The sequence below is a fragment of the Cryobacterium cheniae genome (assembly GCF_004403395.1).
Lineage (GTDB): Bacteria > Actinomycetota > Actinomycetes > Actinomycetales > Microbacteriaceae > Cryobacterium > Cryobacterium cheniae.
In genome coordinates this window covers 89,538-113,774 of record NZ_SOGN01000016.1, presented here as the reverse complement: position 1 = coordinate 113,774, position 24,237 = coordinate 89,538, and the positions used below count along the sequence as shown (strand labels likewise).

Below are 24,237 nucleotides of genomic sequence, written 5' to 3'. Positions count from 1 at the left end.
CACGCAGTAAATCAGGGATCGCTTTTGGTCGCCGGTGAGGGTGGCTGGCTGGCGCAGTAGCAGCTGGGCGTACTCGGCATGCAGCAACTCGACTGGCGTTGGTTCGGACATTGGTGACCTTCCGACCCGCACGGGTGCACGGTGTCACGCCGATAACGTTCTATTACGTCAGCCAACCCGGGGTGATCCCGACTGGCACGCTCGCGGGGAACAGCGCCGGCGACTCTGGATCCAAATCGACATATCTGGCAACGACGCCGGCCGCAGGCGTGGCCAGGCCCCCGCCAAGGGAGGTACACCGTAACCTGACTACAGGTGTATGCAATCAGGGGGTAGCAAGAATGTCGGAATCCGTTCAAGAGCCAAAGACATCGCCCGGTCCGAAATGGGACCGAGACACGCTGGACAAGGTTCGGGCGGCCGTTAAGAATGTCGACGTCCGCGCTGCGGTTCAGGGCGGCCTCAACAAGGCACTTGAGGCTCAGTACCCACCGGCGGTCGCGAACGTCGCGCGGCTCCGACGCGTGCATCCCGGCAAAACTCCCGCACAGCTCATTTCCTACCTGAACACGATCTACCTCAGCGCGGTCACGACCACCGGCGCCGGCGCCGGCGCCGCGGCCATCGTCCCGAACGGATGGGTGCAGGTTCCCGTGGCCCTGGCCGACCTGCTCACGTTCTTGGAGGCGTCGGTCCTCTACACGCTGTCGGTCGCCGAGATCCACGGTCTGGACGTAGAAGACGTCGAGCGCCGCAGATTTCTGGTCACATCCGTCCTCATCGGGAACACCGCCGCGACGACCGCCCTGGAGCCATTGATCGGTCGCACCGCCCCTTACTGGGGGAAGAAGATTGTGGAGTCGATTCCGATGACCGCGATCAACAAAGCCAATAAAATCCTCGGCCCACGATTCGTGACTAAGTACGGCACCAAGCAGGGCGTGTTGGTTCTCGGCAAGCAGATCCCATTCTTCATCGGGGTCGGCATCGGTGCAGCGGGAAACAACGTGTTCGGGTGGTTCGTCATCAAGGCGGCCGGGAAGATTCTTGGCCCGCCTCCCGAGTCCTGGAACGACCCGAGCTGAAACGCCCTTCGGCCGGGTGCGGCGATGGAATGACTGCCAGGAGCAGGCTCCCACCGGGGCGGGCTGAGCGAACTCTTGCACCCGGTAACCGAACCACGCGCAGACTTGCCGCTTGTCGCGGTGCGTGTTTCACGGTCACGCTTTGACTGCCGAAGGTGCGGCGGAGCTTCCGAATCAGGCAGTGGGGGGAGCAGGCCGAAGGACGTAGGCGACCAAAGACCGTTAGGCCTCGTCGGCGCGTATCCCGCGCACGCGTTCAGTTCCCGTTGAGCCCATGCTTGCGGGTGTCCAGGGCGTTCTTGAAATGGTTCTCCGCTTCGTTGATCGAGTGAGCCGGCGTCGCTGGATCGAAAACCCTGAGCAGGGAAAACCGAAAGGTGTTCGGGTCGATTTTCAGTAGCTTGACGTTGCCCCCGTGGCCGTTGGCGGCGTAGACGTTCCAGCGCTGGCGAATGCTCTCTGTACCGTCGGCCTTGCCGACGTACTGACGTCCGTCGAGGGTGTCAGTAATCAGATAGATGCCGACTACCGATGAGAGTGCGGTGCGCCACGAGGCATAGCGGTGCTCGCGCATCACCGCCTGAAGCTGCGCATAGTTCAGAACCAGCCGGTCGAAACCGGGAAACGGCACCGGCTCCGCGTCGGCGATCTCCATAACCGGGTATGCGGCGGCGGTGGGGCCGTTGAGTCTCCACGTGCGCGGTGACCTCCAACCGATCACGAGCCTGTTCCGAAGGGCCGTCATGTGCTCTGAGACGGCAAGATCGAAGGTACGGAGTGTGCCATCATTCGAGAGCTCGCCGCGGTTCTCCACCACCGACCAGAGGCGTGCTCGGTCGCCGCCCTCGCGGACGAAGACAACCCAGATTGGCGGCGGGACGGTCGGGAAAGTTCCCGGTTTCGCGGACTGCTGGCTGGTGTAGCTCAGGATCTCCTGGTCGGAAGAGTCGGCATGGATGCCCTGTAGGCCGGTGTCCTCGTGCTCGCGCACATATGCGTGACGGATTACCTGCGCCTCGTTTGGATCGATACCAGCGCTGAGAAGGATAGGGCCGAGCGTCAATGTCATGGGCAAGCTGGTTTCCTTTGTCACGGGCGGTACAGCAGGTCAGTGCCCATCCTCGCAGGCGGCGCGTAGTCGCCTGCCCCACCTTCCGCATCGATTGTCTTCGAGGCCCCGAGCGAATCGCGCACCGGCACTGCGGTCGGCAGCTGTGCTGAACCTCCTGAGGGTCCTCAGGAGCGACTTCTTGTTGGACAGGCCGGGGGCCTGCTCGAGGTGATGGGGTCTCAACCCCGTCACCACTGGGCCTCGAACTGGGCCTTAGCGGCGGCCAGCACAGAATCAGGATCGTGGAAGTGGTCGACAGGACGATCCTGACCCTCGAACGAGGTCGTCGGCGAGCAGATCCAGAGCAACAAGTCCTTTTCGTGCCAGCCAGTCGCCGCGGCCAGCCTGATGATTTGTGCCATCACCGGAAGAATCGTTCCCTGGGACCGGTCGAACTGGAACGCGGGATAGAGGACCGCATTGCGCCGGACTACGCCGGCGATCTGATGCGCGGCGCGTCTCCTCGATGCCAGCGTACGGTTGGACGGACTCGCTCCCAAGAGTTCGGCGACCTGGCCGCTGGTCAACAGACCGTACTCCGCCGAAATGCTTCGCCACATGTTTTCGGTGGCCTGCAAACTGCGAGCGAGCTGTGGCGAAACCGCGGTCGGGTTCGCCGCCATCGCACGCCTCAGCACCCGAGCACCGTCCTCGGGCACCGCCGTGGTTTTGTGTTCCGCAGGATGCTCTGTCCCCGGCATGGCTCGCCTCTCGGATTGACTGATTGCGACGCAGCCTAACCCGACGGCAGGTGTGCACGTTCGGTCCCGGCCTCTCGGCACGGAGGCCCGGTCGGTCGGCAGATCTCCGCCCCTGTCGAACCGGTCGCCGACGTCGCTGTCATTTATATCTCGATACTGCACCCAGTCTTCGCCGACCCTGCAAAACGGCGCTGCATGCATGCCTGCACGTGGTCCGCGGCGCCTCACCATGCGGCTGCGCGGGTTGCGTGCTCGGCTAGGTAGGTGGGACCGGGAGGGTCGGCAGAAGGCAATCCTCGACTCGCAATGCGGACTTCTCGTGCACGAAAATACTCGCAGGGGCGCTGTGGACCCGTTGCCCCCAACTTAATCTGCCCAGTTTGGCCCAGTCCCTGGCGGTGCATGTGGTGTTATCCACGCGTCGCCGGTCGGTCTCGCGGCACTCGAGCCCGGCCCGAGAGACCTGCCACAAGAAAGGCACCGGCGCTGCTCCACCGGAGGCTGTCCCGTCCGATAGTCGCTGTGCCCTGCATGAGCTGCGCCTGTCGCTGGCGAGGTTGTCCTTTATGGTCTGATCCTGCACCAACCCTCTGTCAGGTGGCGGACAACGGTCGGAAATGTATTCCAGCACGGGAGTTCATTCCCGGAGGTCCCGTGTACCCCAGGTCCAGAAGTCCAGACCGGTCAGAGTCTCCACTCGACTTGGGGACAGTTTGTCGACCCGGTAGGCCAAACGCGTTTTCGCGGCCCACCCGGCGAGGGTCCGTTCGGACGGGTCTGCGCTGCGGAGTTTCGGCGCGTCCCCATGTGTCGCGGTGAACTGGGCGTAGGCGGCGCAGTTCGCCTGCCACTTGTCTTTCAACGGATGGAAGCTGAACTCTGGGATACAGAGCAACCGACGTGCCTGATAGGTGCAGAGGCACCCCGCAGCGAATGCCCTGCGCTGAGCACGGACGCTGTGGGCACGCTGCCTCTCCTCGGTCGAAATCGCGCCGCCGGGGAGACGACGGTTTTCACGGGGCAGCCGACCCTCACTGCGAACAAAGGATTCAAGGGCGAAGAGGTTTCGGACCCAGCCGGCGACGTCCCGAGGGACGTTCGCGGGGCTCTTGCCGGTGCGTAGGGACGCCAATTCAGCATCGAAGAAAGCCAGCGACCTCCTCTGGTCCGGGGTGAGAGCCGAGGGACGCCGGCGGTGAAGCAGCTCGTACTCGGCGTGGAGCAGTTCCACGGGGCTCTGTTCGGGCATGGGTCCCTTCCCGACCCGCACGTCGTGCGGTGTCGGAGAGGACATGCGCGGGACAGGTCTCGCGGCGCACCAAAACGTGTATTCCTGCACGGACCCGCAGACCGGGGAACCCCGGCTAGCGTCCCTATATCGGTCGTTCACCCGACAGTCGAGTTCATGGGGAGGTTCGCGAATGCCCGCTCAAACAGACAAACCTCAGTCCGATCCACGCCCTGGCCCAGCACGCCTGACAGTGACAACCCCGCGCAGCGCCGACATATCGGGTCGTGCTCGCCACGCCCGCCGCCACGGCTCCACGGAGGTCGGCTCATGCTCTCGATGAGCACCCTGATGGATGAGGTCACCGGCCGGTTCAGGATCCAAACCCAGTCCGGATCGATCTACCTACTTGATCTCGACCGACACGAAATGTGCCGGTTTCCAGCGACGGATGATCCCGAGCGGGGCCTCAACCTACGCCGCGACGGTTCCCCGGTGCGGTTGCTGAGGATTGTCGAGTGCTCGATCAATCGTTCCATGCACCTACTCATCGACCTCGCCGTTCCGGGTGTGGACGCCACGACGCGCCGCACCACTCCTGTGACCACGATCGAACGCGTAACCCCCAATCTCGACCACTCCGGGAGTGAAAAATGATCCGCGGGCAGGTGCCGTCGGCTGAGCCGCCGGACTCGTCGCGTATCACCCGGCTGACCACGGAGCACGGAACGATTCTCCTCGTGGACCGCGACCTGCGCGCTTACCGGCGGACCCCGGGCCCTCGGGCACGGGAGCTTCCCGGAGACCAGGAGTGGTTGAGGTTTTCCAATATCGGCCCGATCGAGATCGGCAGCCCCTTGAGAGTCGTGTCCGCCAGCCAGATTGCCGGCCACTACTTCAGCTCTCCCCTCGTGGCCGTCGAACCGGTGTGGCCAGCGCGGGAACTCAGCGCCGCCGAGATTGAAACCGTTCGGTTCGTCGGTGGTTACATCAACCACGGTGTGATCCCCCGCATCCGGTTCGAACCATGAATGCCAGCGAGGCGACCCCGCCGACCATTGATTCGCGCAACGACCTGTCTCCGCTCTTTCAGACGCACCGCCCGGCCCCGAGCGCCTCGTATGCGCCTTACGCCGTGCAGACTCTGTCGACGGTGCGTCGAATCGGAGTCATGGGAGACCTGCATGGGGACATCGAGCACGCCCTCCAAGCGTTCGGGACGTTAGCGGACCGCGGCGTGCACGTGATCTTGCAGCTGGGCGATTGGGGCGTGCTCTGGCCTGGCAGAAACTGGCAGATCGACCTGAATAAGGTCGCGCGCGCCCTGGCCAGACATCAAATGACCATGTTCTTCGTGGAGGGCAATCACGATTGGCACCCCAAGCTCTCGGAGTACCCCCTCGATCCCGACGGCGTCCGGTGGATCACGGCCAACATCGCCCACCTCCCCCGCGGATACCGCACCCAGATCGGCGGACGGTTCACCTTGGCTGCCCTCGGCGGAGCCAACAGTATCGACCGCAAGCTCCGGAAAGAGGGCCTGTCGTGGTGGCCCGAGGAACAGATATCCGGCTCAGATCTCCGCCGTCTCGGCCCCCAACACGCCGATGTCCTCGCTGGCCATGAGGCGCCACTGATGGACGAGGCCGATCTGGACAGACGAGCCCAGGAATTGGGCTTTTCGACCGACGACATCGCCTACGCAACGGAAAGCCGGGTGATGTTTCGTTGTGCAGTTTTGCAGACCCGTCCCCGACTGACCCTCGGAGGGCATTACCACCGGTTCTACGACCAGGTTCTGCCCCTACCCGGGGTGACGCACCATCCCACCCGGGTGGTCGTTCTCGACACGAACGGAAAGAACCGGGTGAACCTCGCGATCCTGGACACCGCCACCCTCGACCTGGAATTCCTCTACCGGAACGGTGCCCCCGCCGAGTCGACATTCTCCGCACCAGAAAGGGCTACTGATGACCGACTCGGAAGTTGAACCGGTCCGCGTGATCGAACTCTCTGGCGATGAAGGTGGCGCGTGGCGCGTCATCACGCGGGACAGCAGCCATTATTTTGACCTCGATCTGGGCACCGTCACCAGGGTGCCTGGCGCCGGCGCCCCACCGACGATTAATGACCTCACCCGTCCCCTACGCACGATTGACACTCTCCGGGTCGGTGCCCGCGGCCGATGGACGATGTTCACCGATGGCTGCGACGACGACGTTGATTTCTTCTGGGCAAGTACCTCGATCGTGTCGTCGATCGAAGCGATACCCCGTGACGAGCTCCCGGGAAGCTCCGCTGGTGAGCCGGAATAACTCCGAGACCATGGACGCCCGGTGCCCGAGGTCCTCCACGCAGACGAGCGGACCCATCCAGCTCTTTAGAGAGGCACACAGCGCCGAGCGGTGCATGTGTTGCTTCCTCCGCTTGGCTAGTGGTCGGTACAGCAACTTCGTGAACCCCACCTCGCAGCCTTCCCACTACAGACGACCGTCACTGCGCCGACGGACGGTCCGATCCCTCACTTTTTCAGAAGCCTGAGCAAACCACCCATTGCTCAGTAGGCTTCGGCCATGCGCACCTCGAAAGTAGTCTTCGGTCGCAAAGCACCTGCTGAAAGGCCGCCGGTGCCGGCTTCCCGCAACGACGATCAGGCGCCGGTCACCAGGTGGCTCGAGAGTCGTTGAGACCTACCCGATGGAGCAGATCCCGAGATGCGGCGTACAAGCTCTAGCTCGAAGCCTGGAAACCGGTGCCGAAGGTCCACGCCACCGACGGGGTCAAGAAAAAGACCGTGGACCTATCGACGCACCACGTCACCGCGTTGGCGCCAAGAGGTAGACACCGGCAACTATTTGGGCGAGCGATTCGGTCCCGACGGCAAAACCAGGTCAATCTCTTCGGTGCGCGTCTAGTTATACCCGAATGCTTCCCGCATCCGAGATCGCCACTCGTAGTAGGCCGTGCGGTCGATTCCAATCTCGGCGAGTGCCGCTGCCTTGGCGTGGCCACGTGCGACCAAGCTGTCGACCTCGATGACTTGTTGAAACCGGCGTGCCTGATTCTTCCGCCGCCCGTTTTCATAGGCTGCCTTGCTTTCCATGCGGCGCAGCTGTGCGCGCGGAGACTGGTAGCTCCCGCCCAATCTTTTTTCAACGATCAGCCCCGAGTCGACCGCCTCCCAACCTGCTATTAGAAGCGGGTGCCCTGGCGCCAGCTCCACAAGCGCGATTGTCAACTTTTCAATCCTTCGCAGAAGGGCGTTGCGTGTAGACCGTTCAATGTTGTTGATCAGCGCCGTCGTGGGGACCAAATGTACGGGGTTGACGCACGTCGGGATCCCGCACACGTGATGGACATGCGGAAAGTCGACAAGCTTCCCGACCCACCCACAGACCGCCCAGGCCACCACTCTGTGCGTCAAGCGATTCGTTCGAGCCCGGCCAATATACGGATAGCCATCCATCCGCTTTGCCCCAAGCCAAATCCAACATATTCCCGCGGGAGTCGAAGCCATTTTGCATCGCGATCGAACAGTCGTGATCAACAGTTCGGTGTCCCGCGTTTGAATTGCACGCTCGAGTGGACCTAGATTGGCGTTCACAGTCACTACGAATCCCTTTCCTCAGCAGCACCTCGGCGCTTGCCTCTCGACGGGCGCCCACCAAGATGTGCTCGCGGCCAGGCGCTAGATGCCAATTGATTTTTTGCGGCTCTCTGCCTTCGTCACTACGCACAACGCCCCTCCACAGTGCGAATCGATAGCGAACACATCTCTTGATAGAAAATGTACTAATCTCGGTCGCGCAAGCGTTCCCGTGCCGGAATACAATCCCGCCTCCATCGGCGTCACGACCTACCAAGTGCAGCCCCAAAGAGGGCCAATACACCCGGAGTCCGGGTCAGACCGCGCCACACCCCTGACCAGGTCTCCGTTAAGCAATTTGCGACAAATGTGCGGCGTCTCCCCTACGTGCTGAAGCAGGCCGCAAGGGCGACAGCCTCCTTTTCAGGTAGCATCACACTGATACGTTCCATGAGGGGATCTAGATTTGAAGGCAACATCAGAGGTGGCTAAAGGGAAGGTGGCTAAAGGGGAGAAGGTTTACTCGACCCTGGCCTCAGCTATTCTCACTGGTCAGCTGCCAGCAGGCACCAAGCTTCCCCCACAGAGAGGCACCTCAGAAGCGCCATCGGGCTCATCCAATACCAGGCGTGCGGCGTACGCGAGACTCCTGGATCAGGGCCTCGTCCGCAGAGATTCCAGATTCTATTTCGTAGGAGATCACTCAACCCTCCCGAACGCGGTCCTCGCCGCCACAAGTGCTCTCATCGAAGTCTCACGTCAACACGGCGTCGAACTCGGAGATACTGTTCTGTCTATTCAGGGTTTGTGGCCGGCAACAGAGGACCAGCGCGAACAGAACCGCGATGACGCCGCCAAGCTAGAGTACGGTTCCAGTCTTGATGATGCGATTGTCGAACGGCCTCAATGGCAACTAAATTCCAGCACCATCGGCGTCTCCGCGAATCGGAGCGCGGACAACGCCAACGCTGGAAGCGACACCAAACTCGGCGACGCCCACGACCCCAGCAGCGCCACGGGCCCGCGACCGATTGACCATGAGCCTTCCGTTCCCTACTGGAAAGCTGACGGCTGGGTCGACCATCCACCAGGATCTCAGGATCGGTCTCGCGAGGTCGCTTCGGCCGAGGACGACACCACGGAAGACTACGCGCCCTACTTCTAGGTCGACGCATTCCAACCACGTGATGCGCGGCGACTTCGAGTCCGATCGGGCTGATGGGCCAGATTTTGTCTCACAGGACTGATACAGCACTGCCACGTGTCATGTGACTGATACGGATTGCACCCCCGTATCACCCGAGTGATACGGGATTTTCTGTATCGCTTCGTTGACACAGGAGGCCCCCGTATCACTTGATTGACACAGTTTTCGGGCGGATCTTCTGGACATTGGGTGACTTGACGGCCACTTCCGGCCCAGATTACCAAGTTACCAGCCGATTACCACGTCTTGGTAACTCATTTTTCCCTGGTCAGAAGACAAATTCAACGCAACATTACCAGATTACCAAAATGTGGAGGGTGCATATATAGATAGAAGAGACATACTTCCCTCTAGACAGAGGTGTCTCTCTCTTTTTCTATATGTATATCTATATCTGGGTAATTTGGTAATTAAAGTTAAAAAGGGGCCTGGTGGCCAGTGTTTATAAGGGATCGGAAGATTACCATTTGCTGGTAATCATTGGTAATCTTGGTAATAAAGAGGGAACCTCATCTTTCGGGATCGTGGGCACCCATGTCTACGCCTCCCCGCCGCGAGGACCATCGCACCTGGAGAAAATGCCAGCCCTCCAAGTCGCCCAGAAAAAATCTGGGCCAGCCATTCGAATCAAGGCAGGGGTGCCGGCGGATTAAGGAGCTGGCAGGAATGTTCAATTTAGATCAATTCACCAGATAACTGAGAGGTGACGGAACCTCGCGCACCACTCACCGGGCACAGAACGGCTTCTAACGACCTCAATAGAAGTTGACTCACTCACTCTCGTCAAGGCCCCTCCAGCTCGTTAGAGAGGCGCACAGCGCCGTAAGCACCTTGTTCAGCCTCCGCGGGATGGCCCACGATCGGTACGGCAACTCCGCCAACGGCCCCTCGTCGACACTCCGCACTACAGACAACCATCGCTTCACGGACAGCCAGTTCACTCGCTCATCTTGTCGATGGACGAGCAAACCTTCCAATCCTCAGTAGGCTCCGGCCATGGGGATCCTGGAATTACTATTCGGTCGCAAACCACCTGCACAACAACCGCCGGTGCAAGCTACGCGCAATACGACGATCAGGCATCGTGCACCTGACGGCTCGATCGTCGTTGAGATGTACACGCCGGAGCAGACCGCGGCCCGCGTTGAGGCCTACCGCCTCGAGCTCGAAGCCAGAGAACCGGCGCCGAAGGGCCGCGCCACCGACGGGGTCAAGAAGAAGACTGTGGACGTATCGACGCTCCGCGTTTTGGACCTGCGGTCGATCCCGGCCACCCAGTACCGCATCGTCGGATCCGCCTTTTCGGTGACGCAGGCTGGGCGCTACGAACACGGCGCCGACCAGTACCTCCTGATCCGCGAGCCACGAAATAAGCACGACCCGAATGCAGTGGCCGTCTACGGAAAGGGGCGTCGGGTCGGATACGCAACCAGGACCAAAGCCGCGATGCTCGCCCTGATACTCGATCCGCTCCCCTACGACGCGTTCTTGGTCAACGGCACCGGGATGGGCGCTGAAAAGCAGATGCAAGTCGGGATCCCCGCCGCCGCGGCGCTGCAGAAATACCTCAGGGTCCTGCCGGCCGAATAGGCAATGGAGCGAAACCCCTCTCGACACGTTGCGGCCGCGGTATCGGCCCTTCTGGTCATTACCGAAGCCGATGGGCTTGTCAGCTTCCGGCGGAGGCGTGCGAATCGCGTTCGATTGTTATCGAGGCGATCCACGCATAGGCAGCCGCACCCGATTCGCGCCTTAAGGACGGCTCCCCGCTCCGGAGTGAGAACGCCAACGCGCGTGAGCTGCCGACGTATGACCCAGTGTTTCCTGTTCGAGGCTCTTGTCAGGTGCCGCCCTCCCTATGACGGTCGGCACGGTCGCGCCGATCTAATGCATGCGCACGCAGGTGGAGCCGGTCGACGTCATTCTCCCCCAGGCTGGCCCGCAAGACGCAAACGGACATCGGGTCAGGGTCCAAAGCACGTGAGGTTGCGCACCTCGCGCTTGGCGCGGGCGGGGCAGGCACGGGCCGGGAACGTGGTGCCCGGGTGGCCGACGAAGGTGATCAAAATCCGACGCAATCAACCACGACATGTCGGAGGCGAGCCTCCGTTCCAGCCGATCTGAGATGTTGCGCATAGACCTTGTATGCACACACCAGCCAAACCCAAGTCCAAACCCGCTCGCACGGCCGAAGAACTCGATGCGTACATCGCCCTTATCGTCTCCGGCGCACCGCCGCTCACCCCCGGACAGCTGGGAAGCCTCAACCTCCTGCTCCGTCCTCTGGGAATGGAGATGGCACCAACCGCTTAACAAACTCTTGCTCCGAGGTAGTTAGACGATGACAGTTACCGCCTGGGATTACAGCAGACCTCGTTTGCTCCCCTCCTCGATCAGGTAAGACACAAACGCCGAGCACGTGACGAGTACGTACTTGGCAAGCGCCTGGTCAGCATCAGCGGCCTCAATCCCGCCATCACCCCCAGTCTGGGGCGTTTGCTAGGCCTTGTGCGAACCCGGATTTATCATAAAACTATCATTTTTCAGAGGAGAAACACATGGCGAGAACGCTCGGCGCGAAGAACCGAACCCCACGCGAGCTCGAAGCGGAAGCCGCGCGCCTCAAAGAGAAGGCTCGCCTCCAACGACGCATTGACGCGCTGAAGACGAAGGCGGCTCGCAAGTAGGTCGACCGGCAGCCTCGTACATCACCTTGAACGCCCGCCGCCGGACGGGACACCACAGGTGCCACCGCCCTCTACTGGACGGCGCGCCGATCAACGGAGCCCGTGCGTCAGCAGGCCAACCTGTGAAGGCAGACACTGAGAGCGACTGAGCTAGTCCGGCGCCGACCCTGCAGTCCGAATCGCCGCAGCCTCAAACTGCCGAAGAAGACGATGCATACATCGCGGTCGCGGCTGACAGCGCACCGCCGCGCAGAAGCCAGTCAACCCCGCACTCAGCCAAACTCAAGACCATTCGAACCTAAAATTCTGATCAGGGCTAAAATCGACTATTTACCCGTTGACAGGATCGTGACGCAACTCCACCACATCGCCGTCCTCATAAGATGCGAGACTTGAGTAATTGCCCCGTCTTGAGTGGAGTCCAGCGCATTAGCCTCCACCGGTCCACCCGTAGGGCAAGCGAGATTCGCTAAACGGGGGGATCCTCCTCAACTTGGGTCGCGAGGGATCCGGCCAGGAGTCCCATGAGGAGCGATACGAGCGCGAAGATCGCGGAGACGGCAACGATTGGAATGGCTGCACCTCCGATGTGCAGACATTCGCCGTATCCGACGATTAGTGTGGGGGTTCCCGAGACCTCATTCAAGACTTTACCCATTTCGAAGGTGCCACACGGAGTGGCCAGGAGATTCTCGACTCCAACACTAGTCAGCAGGCCGATTAATAAGCAGGTAAAGGCCACTGCCATCAGTAGACGGTTTCGGACTTTCCTTTTCAGTTTGAGTGACACTGTCCTGAGGACCAATCGCTCGACATAGCCGCCAGAGTACTCTTCGACACACCCCGCAGTCCATGGTCGAAGGAGACAGGGCCCCGTATCTGGTGGACGTAGCCTCCAGCTTTTCGTGGGATCGTCAGAAACAACTGAATGCATCGCTGTCATCTGCGATCAGCGCGCACACGTGCAATCTTCTACGATCCGGTTTGCCACCCGCGCGCAGCTCCAATGATGCAGGATGCTTGAGCGGTGGGTGGCCGCACTTGGGTAGGACTCCAAGGCTAGAGCTGGGAAGTCAATCTTTCTAGCCATGTGCAGCCCCGTGAGTCCACCTGCAGCAAACGTCGATAAGCAAGGCCTTATCAATTACGAACCAACGAAGTTCGTCATGTTTAGCTGTGACAGTGACAGAACTCCACGACGTCGCCGTCCCGGGTTAACCCTTGCGAATACCCTTGGCGCCAGGACCGGAAAGCGCACGAACATCGTCGGCGACTTCCATCGAGACGCCGACAGCAAATCCGACATGGAGCCGTTAGGACCCGAGCCCGGCGCGACGGGCGCCATGCACCTCGCTGTCGACGACCGAGATATTCGGCTGACTGCAGCCCAACGATCCGTCACCGCGCAAGCGAAATCGTCAGTAGCGTCGCATGCGCCGGCGGTGTCGCCGCTCCCCTGCCTAAAATAGTTGAACGGCGTCAAAAATTAGCTTCGCAGCCTTTTCCGAGAAATGCTTCGCTTGTCGACCGCGGATCTGGACAGACCAGGCAGGACGCGCTCAAATTACTGTAAGTCGAGCGGCCCAGCCGACACTCCTAGCGTGCGCTCAAAGATTGGCAGATCCCGGACATCCTCCGGATGAAGAGGCTGGGCGGCGACACGCTCGCCCCGATAGTCGTATGCGAACTGCGGGCCGGTGACGGAGATTATGCCCGCCAGTTCCCTCAGCTGTCGTGCGTCAAATGGCCGCAGTGCAGCTAGTTCGTTCGCAGCCTCGTGTGTGAGAGAAATACCTGCGCCTCCGAACAGACGCACCACCTGGAGACCGCTTATCTCCGCGAGGCGGTCGAGGACAGCATTTGTGTTGACGAAGCCCGCACCGACCTGGTGAACGTCGTAACCTGGCATCGGCCTGGCCGCCTCGAGCAGCAGTGAGCGGACGATCTTAGGGGTGCCAATCACGTCCAAAACAGCGCCCGCGTGCCTAGCGACCGCGAGGCAAGCAGCGACGGCCGTGGGGTCGATGCCGACCACGGGAAGTGCAGTGATGGGAACGAGCTCACGCGCGTTGGTCCAGATCGAAGATCCGAATCGATCGACAATTCCGTATCCCACGAGGGGAACACCATGAGGGTCCGCGCCCTCCTGCACACGGATTTCGCGACCCAGCTGGCAGATCGCCGCGACTATGACCCTTACGAGGTAGGTCACCTTTGGGGCTGCGAACGACGTTCCCTCAGGGTGAGGTGCTACGTATGAGCGCCCGTCCGCCACAAGGTCCGGTCCAGAATTTGGTTCATCTCGTGTTCCGATCGCGGAGTACGGAGCGAGCTTGGACCCCGTCTCGTCGGCTGTCGCACCAACTGACAGTACCCAAGGGGCACGTGCCCATGCCGACAATGATCCTGCACCTTGCGCGCCGCAGTTCCCTGCAGCCAACACGAACAGAACGTCGTCGACGGAACCTGCCAGCGTCGCGACATTGACGATGTCGTTCGACACGAAGGGGAAAACAGGCGACGCGGGACCGGCACTGAGGTTAATGACGGGCACGAGCGCGGGGGGCGCGGGCCAATCGAGCTCATCATCGAGTTCGATTCCGCGGTCGCGCGTGTGCACCGGATAGCCTTGCGGATCGCCGACGGCGCGCCCCGGGAATAAAAGCCCGTCTCGATCCCTCGAATTCTGCGCTCGCGCGATTTGAAGAAGCACATCGATACCGTTCGCGAACGTGCGCGACTGCTCGAGTGCCCCGAGCGCGGGTATGACCTGCTCAACTCCCGGGAGGCTGCTGATCTGCTTGGCCTGACCGGGGTTCGAGTCGATTTCGAGCACGGGGATAAGGCGATATGGCCTCACCCGCAAGCCGAGGTTGCGAACCGAATTCAGAACTGCAACGTAGTCGTCCGGGGAGGTCAGCACGAGAAATCGCGTGTTGGAAAGAGAGATCGTCTCCGATCGAGGCGCATTCATGCACCCCGTTGCTCCATTGTCAAAGAGCGTAAAGCAATCCTCTTCTTCATTTCCCATTGCTCTGCTACCTTCCCACTACTCGATACATACCCCGAGGCGACCTCGGTAGCAACCACCCCCCTGGACAAGAAAAGCTCGAAGGAGAGGTCATGGAAAATACGGACAACGTCGTGGCTGCGACGGAAAGTTGGCGGTTGAGCGCGGAAAATGTGATCGCATTCGCCGAAATCGCGGCGCCGGTCGGCGAAGGTGAGTTCGCTCCGTTTTCGGCCGAGGGGATCGACGACCCGGACGGTGAACTCGACGCGAGAATCGACCGCTTGCTAAGTGAGGCCGATATTGCCGTCGACGCGGCAGGCGATCGCGGAGGCATCGATATTCTGCTCGGCAATCTCGAGGTCACGAGTGTTCTCCTGACCGCCAGCCAGGAGCCCTCGGTCGTCTTCACGGAAATGGGGGTTGATGACGGCTCCATTTCTTTCGATGAAGCGCGGGTCCAGGTGGCGGTCTTGAAGGGCGCGGCGGACGGCGTCATTGAACCCACGCCAAGGAAGCTGCCCGACTCGGTTCACGGAAAGTTCGACGAACTGCAGAATGCCGGAGGCACAGAGCTCGTCGAGCTCGCGAAGAGCCCTACTGTGCACGCAGCTGTTGTAGGCGGATGGAGAGGCATCGCTGCCGTGGTGGCCGAAAAGGCCAACGAGGCGTTCGAGGCCGTCAAGAGCGCACTCTCATGGCTCAAGAGGGCAGCCGTTCGCATCGTCGAGTGGGTCGTGAACAAGCTGCGCAAGATGATGCCCCATAGCTTTCAAACCAAGTTCGACAAGCTCGTCGAAACGATCCCGGACAAGCTCGCCGACGGTGCCCCTGGTATCGTCGGGGAGCTGCTCGGGGCACTGCTCGGACGACCCGGCGTTGTAGACGCCTGGGGGGCACTGTCGGCGGATCAGGTCGTGGAACTCGAGTCTCGCCTTGACGAGACTACGAAGAGCCAGCTCACACGGATCGGCTTCATCACCAAGGGCCGCAAAACCGTCGACAAGTTCAGCATCGTCGTCGCTGTGCTTGACGGAACTGTCGTAGCTCCGCAAGTCAAGATTGCAGCGCTCGCGCTCATCGTCGCTGTCGTTGGATTCGTCGGCTTCCAGGTATGGGACGGCTTCCACGACCTAGAACGACTAGCGAGGGCGTGACCTGGCGTTAATCAGACCGCCATAGGAGCTACCGGCCGAGGATTGGATTGCCCGGACAGGCGTCATTTCGTCGGGCCAAACTCTGGTCTTCACGCGACGTGAGGTGTGAGCTTCCGGCGGCCCGAGAGGTCGCAACGCCCATCGGGATCTTTGGTTACGTACAAGTAGGCCTTGCAGCACGCGCAGCGCCACACAAATGTCACGCGCTCAATCGAAGATCCGACGCCCGCCGGGACGGTGGCGGCCTAGCAGTTCGGTCGCACCTTCCGCCCGTCCCTCGGCCATGCCATCAGCGCCTCCTGCAGACTGAGCCTTTTTGAACCATGATGAGATTCCCGTCGAGGAGACGAAGGAGAACTACTTCGATCCCAAGAATTCGGAAGCTGTGCCCGGTTGGTTTAGACACCTTGACACGCTGCAGAAGGACCAGGGTGAAGAAGAACGGCTACTTGTCAGCCTCCGCGCTCCGGGGCACAGCAAGCGTGAGCTTGGGCGATGGAAGATTCTCCTCGCGGAGCGCGACCTCGGAACGAAGCTCGCCTATCTCGCCAAGGGGCACACAGACGGCTGGGCAATTGGCCTCAAGATGAAGACACTGCCACGAGAGCGGCTGGAAGAGCTGGCGGCCACTACCGCCGAGATCCTCACCAGCTGGTGTGAAGCTGAGACTAACTAGTTGCTGGAGGTCGTTGGCAATCGTCGGCATCGGCGCAACAAGAGCGCAGCATGAATGCTGTGCGTGCCACGACCGGGATCAGACATGGACCGTGTCCTGATCGTCGACTGCGCCGGTGCCTAGTACGCGGAACCTAACCAGCCTCAAACTGCCGAAGAAGTCGACGCGTACATCACGGTCACGGCTGACAACGCACCGCCGTCCAGGAGTCAGTCAACCCCAAACTCAGCCGAAAACCGGACCACTCAAATCTAAAATCCTGGTCAGAGCAAGAATCGACTATTTACCCGTTGATAGGTTTCCGTGACGGAACTCCACCACGTCGCCGTCCTGCATGATGTATTCCTTGCCCTCGATGCGGGCCTTGCCCTTCGAGCGAGCCTCCGCCACGGAACCGGCCTCCATCAGGTCTTCGAAGGAGAAGATCTCCGCCTTGATGAAGCCCTTCTGGAAGTCGGTATGGATGACTCCGGCGGCCTGAGGTGCGGACCAACCCTTGTGGATGGTCCAGGCCCGTGTTTCCTTCGGGCCGGCCGTCAGGTAGGTCTGCAGGCCCAGGGTGTCGAAGCCGATGCGGGCGAGCTGGTCGAGCCCGCTCTCGGCCTGGCCGGTGGAGGCCAGCATCTCGGCGGCGTCCTCGGCGTCGAGTTCGCTGAGCTCGGATTCGAGCTTCGCGTCGAGGAACACGGCGTTGGCCGGGGCCACCAGGGCGGCCAGAACGGCGAGCTTCTCGGCATCCTGCAGCACGGCCTCGTCCACGTTGAAGACGTAGATGAAGGGCTTCGCGGTGAGCAGCCCGAGTTCCTGGATCGGCTCGATGTCGAGCGTGGCCGACGAGAGCGGCTGGCCGGAGTCGAGGATGGCCTGCGCCTTGAGGGCGGTCTCGAGCACGATGGGGGGAAGTTTGCGTCCCTTGACCTCTTTCTCGAACCGCAGCACGGCCTTTTCGAGGGTCTGCAGGTCGGCGAGGATGAGCTCGGTGTTGATGGTCTCCATGTCGCCGGCGGGGTTCACGGCGCCGTCGACGTGCACCACGTCGGGGTCGGCGAATCCGCGGATGACCTGGGCGATGGCATCCGCTTCGCGGATGTTGGCGAGGAACTTGTTGCCGAGCCCCTCCCCTTCGCTGGCGCCGCGCACGATGCCGGCGATGTCGACGAATGACACCGGCGCCGGCAGCAGGGCCTTGCTGCCGTAGATGGTGGCCAGCTCAGCGAGCCGGTAGTCGGGCAGGTTGACGATGCCGACGTTGGGCTCGATGGTGGCGAACGGGTAGTTCGCCGCGAGCACGTTGTTTTTGGTCAACGCGTTGAAGAGGGTGGACTTGCCGACATTGGGCAGTCCGACGATTGCAATAGTAAGAGCCACGAGAGTCAATCGTACCGCCTGCGGCCCGCGGTCCGGTCGGCCCGGGCGGGCCGCACCGTCGGCGGCCCGTGAAAGGATGAAGCGGTGCCAGTCAACTTCACCGCCATCGACTTCGAGACCGCCAACTCCTCCAGCGCTTCGGCGTGCTCGGTGGGGCTGGTGAAGGTTCGCGACGGCCAAGTGGTGGACCGCGTGGCCTGGTTCATCAAGCCGGCCGTCGGGCACGACATCTTCCTGGCCTGGAACATCAAGATCCACGGCATCCGGCCGACGGATGTCGCGGGCGCAGCCACCTGGGCCGAGCAACTGCCCGACCTGGTCGCCTTCGCCGGCGACGACCACCTGGTGGCCCACAACGCCGGGTTCGACCTCGGTGTGATCAAGACGTCGTCCACCGTCGCCGGTCTGATCGTGCCCGACTTCAACTACGTCTGCAGCCTGCAGGTGGCCCGCCGCACCTACCACCTCGACTCCTACCGGCTCCCGGTCGCCGCGATGGCCGCCGGCTTCGAGGGTTTCGCGCACCACGACGCCCTTGCCGACGCGGAAGCCTGCGCGGCCATCATGATCCACGCGGCCGACCGGCACGGGGCCGGCACCGTCGAGGAGCTGGCGCGGATCACCGGCGTCACGATCGGCGCCATCGGGCCGGTCGCCATGCAGGAGAAGTCCGCCACGCACGGCCCGATGGCGCTCAGCTAAGCGCCCGCCGGTACGACCCCGGGCGCCCGGCGCTGCACCGTGGCGGCAGCCGTGCCGGCACCGGCCCGGGCAATGTCGGTGGCCACTGGCAGAGTGGAACCATGGATTCCTGGTTCAGTCTTTTTCTCGGCCTCGTCGTCGGCGCCCTGCTCGGCACCCTGCTCACGCTGGTCCTCACGGCCCGGGCCGCGGAGCGCCGTAGCCGGGGTGCGTCCGGCACCGACGATCCGCTCGTGACCGAGGCCCGCCATCAACTGGCTCTGGCCGAGGTGCGTGCACGGGAGGCCGGTGTCCAGTCCATCCTGCGCGAAGAGGTGGCCGCGGTTCAGGCCACGGCCGACGCCCTGCGCGGGCAGGTCGCAGATGCGGGGCGGCAGTACCGCGAACTGAGTGACCGTCAGCGTGATGACCAGGAGGCCCGCACCGAGCAGCAGAAGCAGGAGAGCAAGGTTCTCCAGGCCCTCGCACCGGTCAAGGAGAGCCTGCAGGACATGCAGCAGAAGGTCGCCGAACTGGAGGCCCAGCGCAGCCTGCAACACGGCGAGCTCAGCCAGCAGCTGCGGTCGGCCACCGAGTCGGAGGAGCGCCTGCGGAGCACCGCTGAGTCGCTCGCGTCGGCCCTGCGCGCCAACAACACGCGCGGGGTCTGGGGCGAAACCCAGCTGCGCAGCGTGGTCGAGGCGGCCGGCCTGATCGAGCGGGTCGACTTCGACGTGCAGTCGAGCATCACCTCGGACGCCGGCGCGGGCCGCCCCGACATGGTCGTGCACCTGCCCGGCGGCAAGAACATCGCCGTCGACGCGAAGGTGCCGTTCACGGCGTTCCTCGAAGCCAGTCAGATTCCGGTCACCGCCACCGGCGCCCTGGGCGCCCAGCGGGCCGTCTACATGAAGGCGCACGTCAAGGCCGTGCGCGACCACATCACCACCCTGGGCGGCAAGGCCTACTGGCAGGGTCTGGAGGCGTCGCCGGAGATCGTGATCGCCTTCATCCCGAGCGAGTCACTGGTGTCCTCGGCACTGGAGGCCGACCCGTCCATCATGGAGTTCGCGTTCTCGAAGCGGGTGGCGCTCGCCTCTCCGGTGACGCTGTGGTCGGTGCTCAAGACCGTGGCCTTCACCTGGCAGCAAGACGTGCTCACACAGGACGCCAAGGTCCTTTTCGACCTCAGCCGGGAGCTGTACGCGCGCCTGGCCACCACGGCCACCCACATCGAGAAACTGGGTCGGTCGATCGAGCGCACGGTGAAGGACTACAACGGCTTCGTCGGGTCGATGGAACGCCAGGTGCTGCCCACCGCGCGCAAACTCAACGCCCTCGACGAGTCGAAGGTGCTGGCGCCGCTGGCGGGCATCGAAGACACCCCGCGCGAACTGGCGGCGTGGGAATTCGTGTCGGAGTTGGAAACCGCGGCGCTCGAGACCGCAACACTGGAAAGCGCGGCGCTGGCGCCAGCCGCATCCCGCACCGACTGACGCCGAGAATCGCCGTTAACGCCGAGAATCGCCGTCGGAACGGCGATTCTCGGTGTGTCGAGCGATTCTCGGCGGCGACGCGCGGTGGATCAACGCGCCGATCGCACCCCGGGCCCGCGGGCTACAGCCAGCGGGCTACAGCCACTTCGAGGCGAGGTGCTCGCCGATCACGCGACGCGAGGTGCCGGACTTCGAGCGAAGCACGATGCTCTCGGTTCGGATGATCGGACCCTGGCGGCGCACGCCGTCGACGAGTCCGCCATCCGTCACGCCCGTGGCGACGAAGAAGGTGTTATCGCCACTGACCATGTCGTCGAGTTCGAGCAGCTTGTCGACGTCGAGACCGGCCGCGACGGCACCCGCGCGCTCCGCGTCATCCTTCGGGGCGAGACGACCCTGCATGTAGCCGCCGATGGCCTTGAGCGCGCAGGCCGTGGTGATGCCCTCGGGGCTGCCACCCATACCGACGCACATGTCGATGCGCGTTTGCCAGCGGGCCGCGTTGATGCCGCCGGCGACGTCGCCGTCGCTCATCAGCCGGGTGCCGGCTCCGGCGCTGCGGATGGCATCAATCAGTTCGGCGTGACGGGGACGGTCGAGAACGGCGAGGACCATCTCGCCGACCGGCTTGCCGGTCGCCTTGGACAGCTCGCGGATGTTGTCGCCGATCGGCGCGTCCAGGCTGACGACTCCGCGGCCGGCCGCACCCGTGACGATCTTGTCCATGTAGAACACGGATGACGCGTCGAGCATGGTGCCGCGGGAGGAAACCGCGATCACGGACAGGGCGTTCTGGCGTCCGGCGGCGGTGAGGCTGGTGCCATCGATCGGGTCGACCGCGATGTCGCAGGACGGGCCTTTGCCGTTGCCGACGCGCTCACCGTTGAAGAGCATGGGGGCTTCGTCCTTCTCACCCTCGCCGATGACGATGAGTCCGTCGAAGTTGACGGTGCCGAGGAAGACGCGCATGGCATCGACGGCTGCCTTGTCGGCGGCGTTCTTGTCGCCACGGCCGATGAACGGAACCGCTCGAATCGCTGCGGCCTCGGTGGCCCGCACCAATTCCATCGCAAGGTTGCGGTCGGGGTGCGTGAAATTGGGGGCGACTTCGGGGCTGTTCACAGATGGTCCTTCCCGGACGAAGAGTGCGGCAGTGGCAAGACCCATCTTTGGGCCGGCACCGTTGCCGGTGCTGCCTTCTTCAGCCTAGCGCCCGCTCCCCGTCCCGGAGATGCTCGCGCGCTGGCACGCCCGGAGACCCACCTCGGTAGGATGAGAAGACCGAAACGGTTCAATCGAGGAGACTCAACAATGCCCATCGCAACCCCAGACCAGTATGCCGAGATGCTCAACACGGCCAAGACGAAGGGGTTCGCCTACCCGGCGTTCAACGTTTCGTCTTCCCAGAGCATTAATGCCGTCCTTCAAGGCCTGACCGAAGCCGGCTCTGACGGCATCATCCAGGTCACCACCGGTGGCGCGGATTATTTCGCCGGCCACACGGTCAAGAACCGCGCATCCGGTGCGCTCGCGATGGCGCGCTTCGTGCAGTCCGTCGCCGACAATTACCCCATTACCGTTGCACTCCACACGGACCACTGCCCCAAGGGCGCGCTCGAAGACTTCGTCCTCCCGCTCATCTCCGCCTCCGAAGACGAGGTGAAGGCCGGCCGCAACCCGATCTTCCAGTCGCACATGTGGGACGGTTCCGCCATCCCACTGGCCGAGAACCTGGAAATCGCCAAGGACATCCTGAAGCGCACCCAGGCGATCAACGCCATCCTCGAGGTCGAGATCGGCGCCGTCGGCGGCGAAGAAGACGGCGTTGAGGGCGACATCAACGAGAACCTGTACACGACTCTCGACGACGCACTCTCCATGATCGACTCCCTCGGCATGGGCGAGAACGGCCGGTACATGGCTGCCCTCACCTTCGGCAACGTGCACGGCGTCTACAAGCCCGGCAACGTCAAGCTGCGCCCGGAACTCCTCAAGGAGATCCAGGATGGTGTCGCCGCCAAGCTGGGCACCGGCGCGAAGCCGCTCGACCTGGTCTTCCACGGTGGGTCGGGCTCGACCGACGCCGAGATCGCCGAGGCCGTCGCCAACGGTGTCGTCAAGATGAACATCGACACCGACACCCAGTACGCGTTCACCCGCGCGGTCGCCGGCTACATGCTGAGCAACTACGACAGCGTGCTCAAGGTTGACGGCGAAGTCGGCAACAAGAAGGTCTACGACCCGCGCGCCTGGGGCAAGGTTGCCGAGACGGCCATGGCCGCCCGCGTCGCCGACGCCACCCGCCAGCTCGGTTCCGCCGGCCACTCGAACAGCTAGCACCGGATGACGATGGCCGAGAATTCTTCGTCGACTCCCCCGGGAACCCCACCGGAGGATTCCCGGCCCCGTCCCCAGTACGGCGAGCTTGCGCCCGAGGGCTGGAGCTGGACTCCGGCCCCGGATGAGCGCACCCTCGCCACGCCGCCTGCCCCGGGGCGGTCCGCGGTCCCCGAGAAGGCGGTGCGCCCGGTCGGAACCGCTCCCGCCTGGGACCGCCCGGTCACTCTGAGCCTGCTCGTGCTCGGGCTGCTGTCCACGCTCTTCGCGGTCAGCATGCTCAGGGTGATCACCGAGTCCATCCAGATGCTCCATACCCAGCTGGACCTCGGCGCGTACGAGCCGGATCCCTCCGTGGCCTGGCTGGTCACGGCAGGAATCGTCGGTGTGTCCCTGGTCTGGCTGGCCACGGCGACGGGAGCAGTCCTGCTGCTGGTCCGCGGCAAACGCGCGTTCTACCTGCCGCTGATCGGTGCGGTCGTGTCCGTGGTCGTGTTCGTCGCCTTCACTGGCGCCGTCCTGGCCACCGACCCGACACTGCTCAACGACCCGAACCTGATGGACGTCTACGGCCAGCTGTAGACACCGCAACGGCGCCCGGCGGATCAGTTTTCACCTCTGGTCTCCCGGGCGCTTTGTGCACGGTCCCGGTAAAGGCCGGCGCAACCCGGCGGCTCACGGATGCCGGCGCCGCGGTGATCGCCGCGCCGCGGGCGACCCCATGGAAGTCGTTCAATTCCCGTCTCCAGGCTCCGGCGGGCCTGACCGTGACCCCGTTCCAGGAACTGGGGTCGACCGGTGAGCAGGCCTCCGACCCGGTGAAGACGGGCTGACGCAGCGCGTCTGGCTTCCCTATTCGGGGCGGCTGACCCGCCCGCCGAGGGCGCGGGCATCCGTGTTGCCGGCCAGATCCTTGCGCAGTTCCTTGGGTAGCGAGAAGAGCAGGTCCTCCTCGGCCGTCTTGATCTCTTCGACGTCGCCGTAGCCGGCGTCGGCCAGATCGAAGAGCACTTCGTGCACGAGTTCGTCGGGCACGGATGCCCCACTCGTCACGCCCACGGTGGCAACCCCGTCGAGCCATTCCTGCTTGATCTCGCTGGCGAAGTCCACCCGGTAGGCGGCCTGGGCGCCGTACTCCAGTGCCACCTCGACCAGACGCACCGAGTTGGACGAGTTCGCCGAGCCGACCACGATGACGAGGTCGGAATCACGGGCCACCTTCTTGATCGCCACCTGGCGGTTCTGGGTGGCATAGCAGATGTCGTCGCTGGGAGGATCCTGCAGATTCGGGAACCGGGCGCGCAGGCGGCGCACGGTTTCCATGGTCTCGTCCACGCTCAGCGTGGTCTGGGACAGCCAGACCACCTTGTCCGGGTCGCGCACCTCGATCGTGTCGGCGTCGTCGGGGCTGCCGACGAGGGTGGTCTGCTCGGGGGCCTCCCCCGCGGTGCCCTCGACCTCTTCGTGGCCTTCGTGGCCGATCAGCAGAATCTGGAAGTCGTCCCGGGCGAAGCGCACGGCCTCGCGGTGCACCTTGGTGACCAGGGGGCAGGTGGCGTCGATGGCGAGCAGTCCGCGGTCCGCCGCGGCGGTGACGACGGCCGGGGACACGCCGTGGGCGCTGAAAACGATGTGGGATCCGGTGGGCACCTCGTCGACTTCCTCGACGAAGATCGCGCCCTTCTTCTCCAGCTCGGAGACCACGTGGATGTTGTGCACGATCTGCTTGCGCACATAGACGGGGGCGCCGTACAGCTCGAGGGCCTTCTCGACGGCGATCACGGCACGGTCCACACCGGCGCAGTAACCGCGCGGGGCGGCCAGCAGCACCCGTTTGTGTCCGACCACCGGGGTATCCTTGAGCCTGTTGCGTGCCCGGGGAATCCGTGGCATGCCGAGGCCGATCA

At 63.1% G+C, this 24,237-nt stretch carries 23 protein-coding genes; 15 read left to right on the top strand and 8 right to left on the bottom strand.

Annotated features, from left to right (window positions below):
• Positions 1 to 341: 341 nt before the first annotated feature.
• Positions 342 to 1,085, top strand: coding sequence for a hypothetical protein (locus tag E3T23_RS02800; protein WP_198416168.1), 744 nt, complete (start codon positions 342 to 344; stop codon positions 1,083 to 1,085).
• A gap of 256 nt (positions 1,086 to 1,341) precedes the next feature.
• Here E3T23_RS02800 and E3T23_RS02795 read toward each other — a convergent pair whose 3' ends face one another.
• The 3 genes from E3T23_RS02795 to E3T23_RS15945 form a co-directional block, all read right to left on the bottom strand.
• Positions 1,342 to 2,154 carry a GIY-YIG nuclease family protein gene (locus tag E3T23_RS02795; RefSeq protein WP_134368881.1) on the bottom strand — a complete coding sequence of 271 codons (813 nt, stop codon included), beginning with the start codon at positions 2,152 to 2,154 and terminating at the stop codon, positions 1,342 to 1,344.
• Positions 2,155 to 2,384: 230 nt separating this feature from the next.
• On the bottom strand, positions 2,385 to 2,897 hold the full coding sequence (locus tag E3T23_RS02790; RefSeq protein WP_134368880.1) for a hypothetical protein: 513 nt from the start codon (positions 2,895 to 2,897) through the stop codon (positions 2,385 to 2,387).
• A 637-nt stretch (positions 2,898 to 3,534) separates the two neighbouring features.
• The gene (locus E3T23_RS15945; RefSeq protein WP_166806171.1) at positions 3,535 to 4,146 is read right to left on the bottom strand and encodes a helicase associated domain-containing protein; all 612 of its coding nucleotides are present in this window, start codon (positions 4,144 to 4,146) and stop codon (positions 3,535 to 3,537) included.
• A 330-nt stretch (positions 4,147 to 4,476) separates the two neighbouring features.
• Here E3T23_RS15945 and E3T23_RS02780 point away from each other — a divergent pair, with 330 nt between their 5' ends.
• From E3T23_RS02780 to E3T23_RS02765, 4 genes are read left to right on the top strand one after another with little or no spacing between them, the layout of a single operon-like run.
• On the top strand, positions 4,477 to 4,782 hold the full coding sequence (locus E3T23_RS02780) for a hypothetical protein (RefSeq protein WP_166806170.1): 306 nt from the start codon (positions 4,477 to 4,479) through the stop codon (positions 4,780 to 4,782).
• Positions 4,779 to 5,156, top strand: a complete 378-nt coding sequence (locus tag E3T23_RS02775) for a hypothetical protein (protein WP_134368877.1) — start codon at positions 4,779 to 4,781, stop codon at positions 5,154 to 5,156. Before E3T23_RS02780 ends, E3T23_RS02775 begins: the two co-directional genes overlap by 4 nt.
• Positions 5,153 to 6,115 carry a metallophosphoesterase family protein gene (locus tag E3T23_RS02770; RefSeq protein ID WP_134368876.1) on the top strand — a complete coding sequence of 321 codons (963 nt, stop codon included), beginning with the start codon at positions 5,153 to 5,155 and terminating at the stop codon, positions 6,113 to 6,115. The genes E3T23_RS02775 and E3T23_RS02770 overlap by 4 nt, the downstream gene beginning before the upstream one ends.
• The gene (locus tag E3T23_RS02765; RefSeq protein WP_134368875.1) at positions 6,096 to 6,440 is read left to right on the top strand and encodes a hypothetical protein; all 345 of its coding nucleotides are present in this window, start codon (positions 6,096 to 6,098) and stop codon (positions 6,438 to 6,440) included. The genes E3T23_RS02770 and E3T23_RS02765 overlap by 20 nt, the downstream gene beginning before the upstream one ends.
• 596 nt (positions 6,441 to 7,036) lie before the next feature.
• On the opposite strand, the gene E3T23_RS02760 is transcribed toward E3T23_RS02765, so the two are convergent.
• Positions 7,037 to 7,363 (bottom strand): hypothetical protein, encoded by a 327-nt coding sequence (locus E3T23_RS02760; RefSeq protein WP_134368874.1) that lies wholly within the window; start codon positions 7,361 to 7,363, stop codon positions 7,037 to 7,039.
• A gap of 814 nt (positions 7,364 to 8,177) precedes the next feature.
• Here E3T23_RS02760 and E3T23_RS02755 point away from each other — a divergent pair.
• The 3 genes from E3T23_RS02755 to E3T23_RS15765 all read left to right on the top strand — a co-directional run bounded on the left by E3T23_RS02755 (position 8,178) and on the right by E3T23_RS15765 (position 11,605).
• Entirely contained in the window at positions 8,178 to 8,876 is a 699-nt protein-coding gene (locus tag E3T23_RS02755) for a GntR family transcriptional regulator (protein ID WP_134368873.1), read from the top strand.
• Positions 8,877 to 9,914: 1,038 nt separating this feature from the next.
• Complete coding sequence (locus E3T23_RS02750; protein ID WP_134368872.1) at positions 9,915 to 10,508, top strand: HIRAN domain-containing protein; 594 nt, start codon at positions 9,915 to 9,917, stop codon at positions 10,506 to 10,508.
• A gap of 968 nt (positions 10,509 to 11,476) precedes the next feature.
• A complete protein-coding gene (locus E3T23_RS15765) occupies positions 11,477 to 11,605 on the top strand; it encodes a hypothetical protein (protein WP_255570615.1) in 129 nt (42 codons plus the stop codon).
• A gap of 1,564 nt (positions 11,606 to 13,169) precedes the next feature.
• On the opposite strand, the gene E3T23_RS02745 is transcribed toward E3T23_RS15765, so the two are convergent.
• The gene (locus tag E3T23_RS02745; protein ID WP_134368871.1) at positions 13,170 to 14,636 is read right to left on the bottom strand and encodes a S8 family serine peptidase; all 1,467 of its coding nucleotides are present in this window, start codon (positions 14,634 to 14,636) and stop codon (positions 13,170 to 13,172) included.
• A 92-nt stretch (positions 14,637 to 14,728) separates the two neighbouring features.
• On the opposite strand from E3T23_RS02745, the gene E3T23_RS02740 reads away from it, so the two are divergent.
• Positions 14,729 to 15,772 (top strand): hypothetical protein, encoded by a 1,044-nt coding sequence (locus E3T23_RS02740; RefSeq protein WP_134368870.1) that lies wholly within the window; start codon positions 14,729 to 14,731, stop codon positions 15,770 to 15,772.
• 316 nt (positions 15,773 to 16,088) lie between these two features.
• Positions 16,089 to 16,448, top strand: coding sequence for a hypothetical protein (locus E3T23_RS02735; RefSeq protein ID WP_134368869.1), 360 nt, complete (start codon positions 16,089 to 16,091; stop codon positions 16,446 to 16,448).
• 279 nt (positions 16,449 to 16,727) lie between these two features.
• On the opposite strand, the gene ychF is transcribed toward E3T23_RS02735, so the two are convergent.
• On the bottom strand, positions 16,728 to 17,816 hold the full coding sequence (ychF, locus tag E3T23_RS02730) for a redox-regulated ATPase YchF (protein ID WP_134368868.1): 1,089 nt from the start codon (positions 17,814 to 17,816) through the stop codon (positions 16,728 to 16,730).
• Positions 17,817 to 17,900: 84 nt separating this feature from the next.
• Here ychF and E3T23_RS02725 point away from each other — a divergent pair, with 84 nt between their 5' ends.
• Complete coding sequence (locus E3T23_RS02725; protein ID WP_134368867.1) at positions 17,901 to 18,518, top strand: exonuclease domain-containing protein; 618 nt, start codon at positions 17,901 to 17,903, stop codon at positions 18,516 to 18,518.
• Positions 18,519 to 18,619: 101 nt separating this feature from the next.
• Positions 18,620 to 19,993, top strand: coding sequence for a DNA recombination protein RmuC (locus E3T23_RS02720; RefSeq protein WP_134368866.1), 1,374 nt, complete (start codon positions 18,620 to 18,622; stop codon positions 19,991 to 19,993).
• Positions 19,994 to 20,128: 135 nt separating this feature from the next.
• Here E3T23_RS02720 and glpX read toward each other — a convergent pair whose 3' ends face one another.
• Positions 20,129 to 21,061 carry a class II fructose-bisphosphatase gene (gene glpX / locus E3T23_RS02715; protein WP_241977548.1) on the bottom strand — a complete coding sequence of 311 codons (933 nt, stop codon included), beginning with the start codon at positions 21,059 to 21,061 and terminating at the stop codon, positions 20,129 to 20,131.
• Positions 21,062 to 21,304: 243 nt separating this feature from the next.
• Here glpX and fbaA point away from each other — a divergent pair, with 243 nt between their 5' ends.
• Genes fbaA through E3T23_RS02700 form a run of 3 tightly spaced genes read left to right on the top strand, consistent with a single transcriptional unit; the run spans position 21,305 to position 23,163 of the window.
• A complete protein-coding gene (fbaA, locus tag E3T23_RS02710; protein WP_134368864.1) occupies positions 21,305 to 22,330 on the top strand; it encodes a class II fructose-bisphosphate aldolase in 1,026 nt (341 codons plus the stop codon).
• 12 nt (positions 22,331 to 22,342) lie between these two features.
• Positions 22,343 to 22,912 carry a DUF6264 family protein gene (locus E3T23_RS02705; protein ID WP_134368863.1) on the top strand — a complete coding sequence of 190 codons (570 nt, stop codon included), beginning with the start codon at positions 22,343 to 22,345 and terminating at the stop codon, positions 22,910 to 22,912.
• 53 nt (positions 22,913 to 22,965) lie between these two features.
• On the top strand, positions 22,966 to 23,163 hold the full coding sequence (locus E3T23_RS02700) for a hypothetical protein (protein WP_134368862.1): 198 nt from the start codon (positions 22,966 to 22,968) through the stop codon (positions 23,161 to 23,163).
• Between the two features lie 19 nt (positions 23,164 to 23,182).
• Here E3T23_RS02700 and E3T23_RS02695 read toward each other — a convergent pair whose 3' ends face one another.
• Complete coding sequence (locus tag E3T23_RS02695; protein WP_134368907.1) at positions 23,183 to 24,223, bottom strand: 4-hydroxy-3-methylbut-2-enyl diphosphate reductase; 1,041 nt, start codon at positions 24,221 to 24,223, stop codon at positions 23,183 to 23,185.
• Positions 24,224 to 24,237: the final 14 nt, after the last annotated feature.

Excerpts from the sequence above, each read along its gene's own strand:
- E3T23_RS02800 (WP_198416168.1), top strand. The coding sequence starts at position 342 with ATGTCGGAATCCGTTCAAGAGCCAAAGACATCGCCCGGTCCGAAATGG.
- E3T23_RS02795 (WP_134368881.1), bottom strand. The coding sequence starts at position 2,154 with ATGACATTGACGCTCGGCCCTATCCTTCTCAGCGCTGGTATCGATCCA.
- E3T23_RS02790 (WP_134368880.1), bottom strand. The coding sequence starts at position 2,897 with ATGCCGGGGACAGAGCATCCTGCGGAACACAAAACCACGGCGGTGCCC.
- E3T23_RS15945 (WP_166806171.1), bottom strand. The coding sequence starts at position 4,146 with ATGCCCGAACAGAGCCCCGTGGAACTGCTCCACGCCGAGTACGAGCTG.
- E3T23_RS02780 (WP_166806170.1), top strand. The coding sequence starts at position 4,477 with ATGGATGAGGTCACCGGCCGGTTCAGGATCCAAACCCAGTCCGGATCG.
- E3T23_RS02775 (WP_134368877.1), top strand. The coding sequence starts at position 4,779 with ATGATCCGCGGGCAGGTGCCGTCGGCTGAGCCGCCGGACTCGTCGCGT.
- E3T23_RS02770 (WP_134368876.1), top strand. The coding sequence starts at position 5,153 with ATGAATGCCAGCGAGGCGACCCCGCCGACCATTGATTCGCGCAACGAC.
- E3T23_RS02765 (WP_134368875.1), top strand. The coding sequence starts at position 6,096 with ATGACCGACTCGGAAGTTGAACCGGTCCGCGTGATCGAACTCTCTGGC.
- E3T23_RS02750 (WP_134368872.1), top strand. The coding sequence starts at position 9,915 with ATGGGGATCCTGGAATTACTATTCGGTCGCAAACCACCTGCACAACAA.
- E3T23_RS15765 (WP_255570615.1), top strand. The coding sequence starts at position 11,477 with ATGGCGAGAACGCTCGGCGCGAAGAACCGAACCCCACGCGAGCTCGAA.
- E3T23_RS02745 (WP_134368871.1), bottom strand. The coding sequence starts at position 14,636 with ATGGGAAATGAAGAAGAGGATTGCTTTACGCTCTTTGACAATGGAGCA.
- E3T23_RS02740 (WP_134368870.1), top strand. The coding sequence starts at position 14,729 with ATGGAAAATACGGACAACGTCGTGGCTGCGACGGAAAGTTGGCGGTTG.
- E3T23_RS02720 (WP_134368866.1), top strand. The coding sequence starts at position 18,620 with ATGGATTCCTGGTTCAGTCTTTTTCTCGGCCTCGTCGTCGGCGCCCTG.
- glpX (WP_241977548.1), bottom strand. The coding sequence starts at position 21,061 with ATGGAATTGGTGCGGGCCACCGAGGCCGCAGCGATTCGAGCGGTTCCG.
- fbaA (WP_134368864.1), top strand. The coding sequence starts at position 21,305 with ATGCCCATCGCAACCCCAGACCAGTATGCCGAGATGCTCAACACGGCC.
- E3T23_RS02705 (WP_134368863.1), top strand. The coding sequence starts at position 22,343 with ATGGCCGAGAATTCTTCGTCGACTCCCCCGGGAACCCCACCGGAGGAT.
- E3T23_RS02695 (WP_134368907.1), bottom strand. The coding sequence starts at position 24,223 with ATGCCACGGATTCCCCGGGCACGCAACAGGCTCAAGGATACCCCGGTG.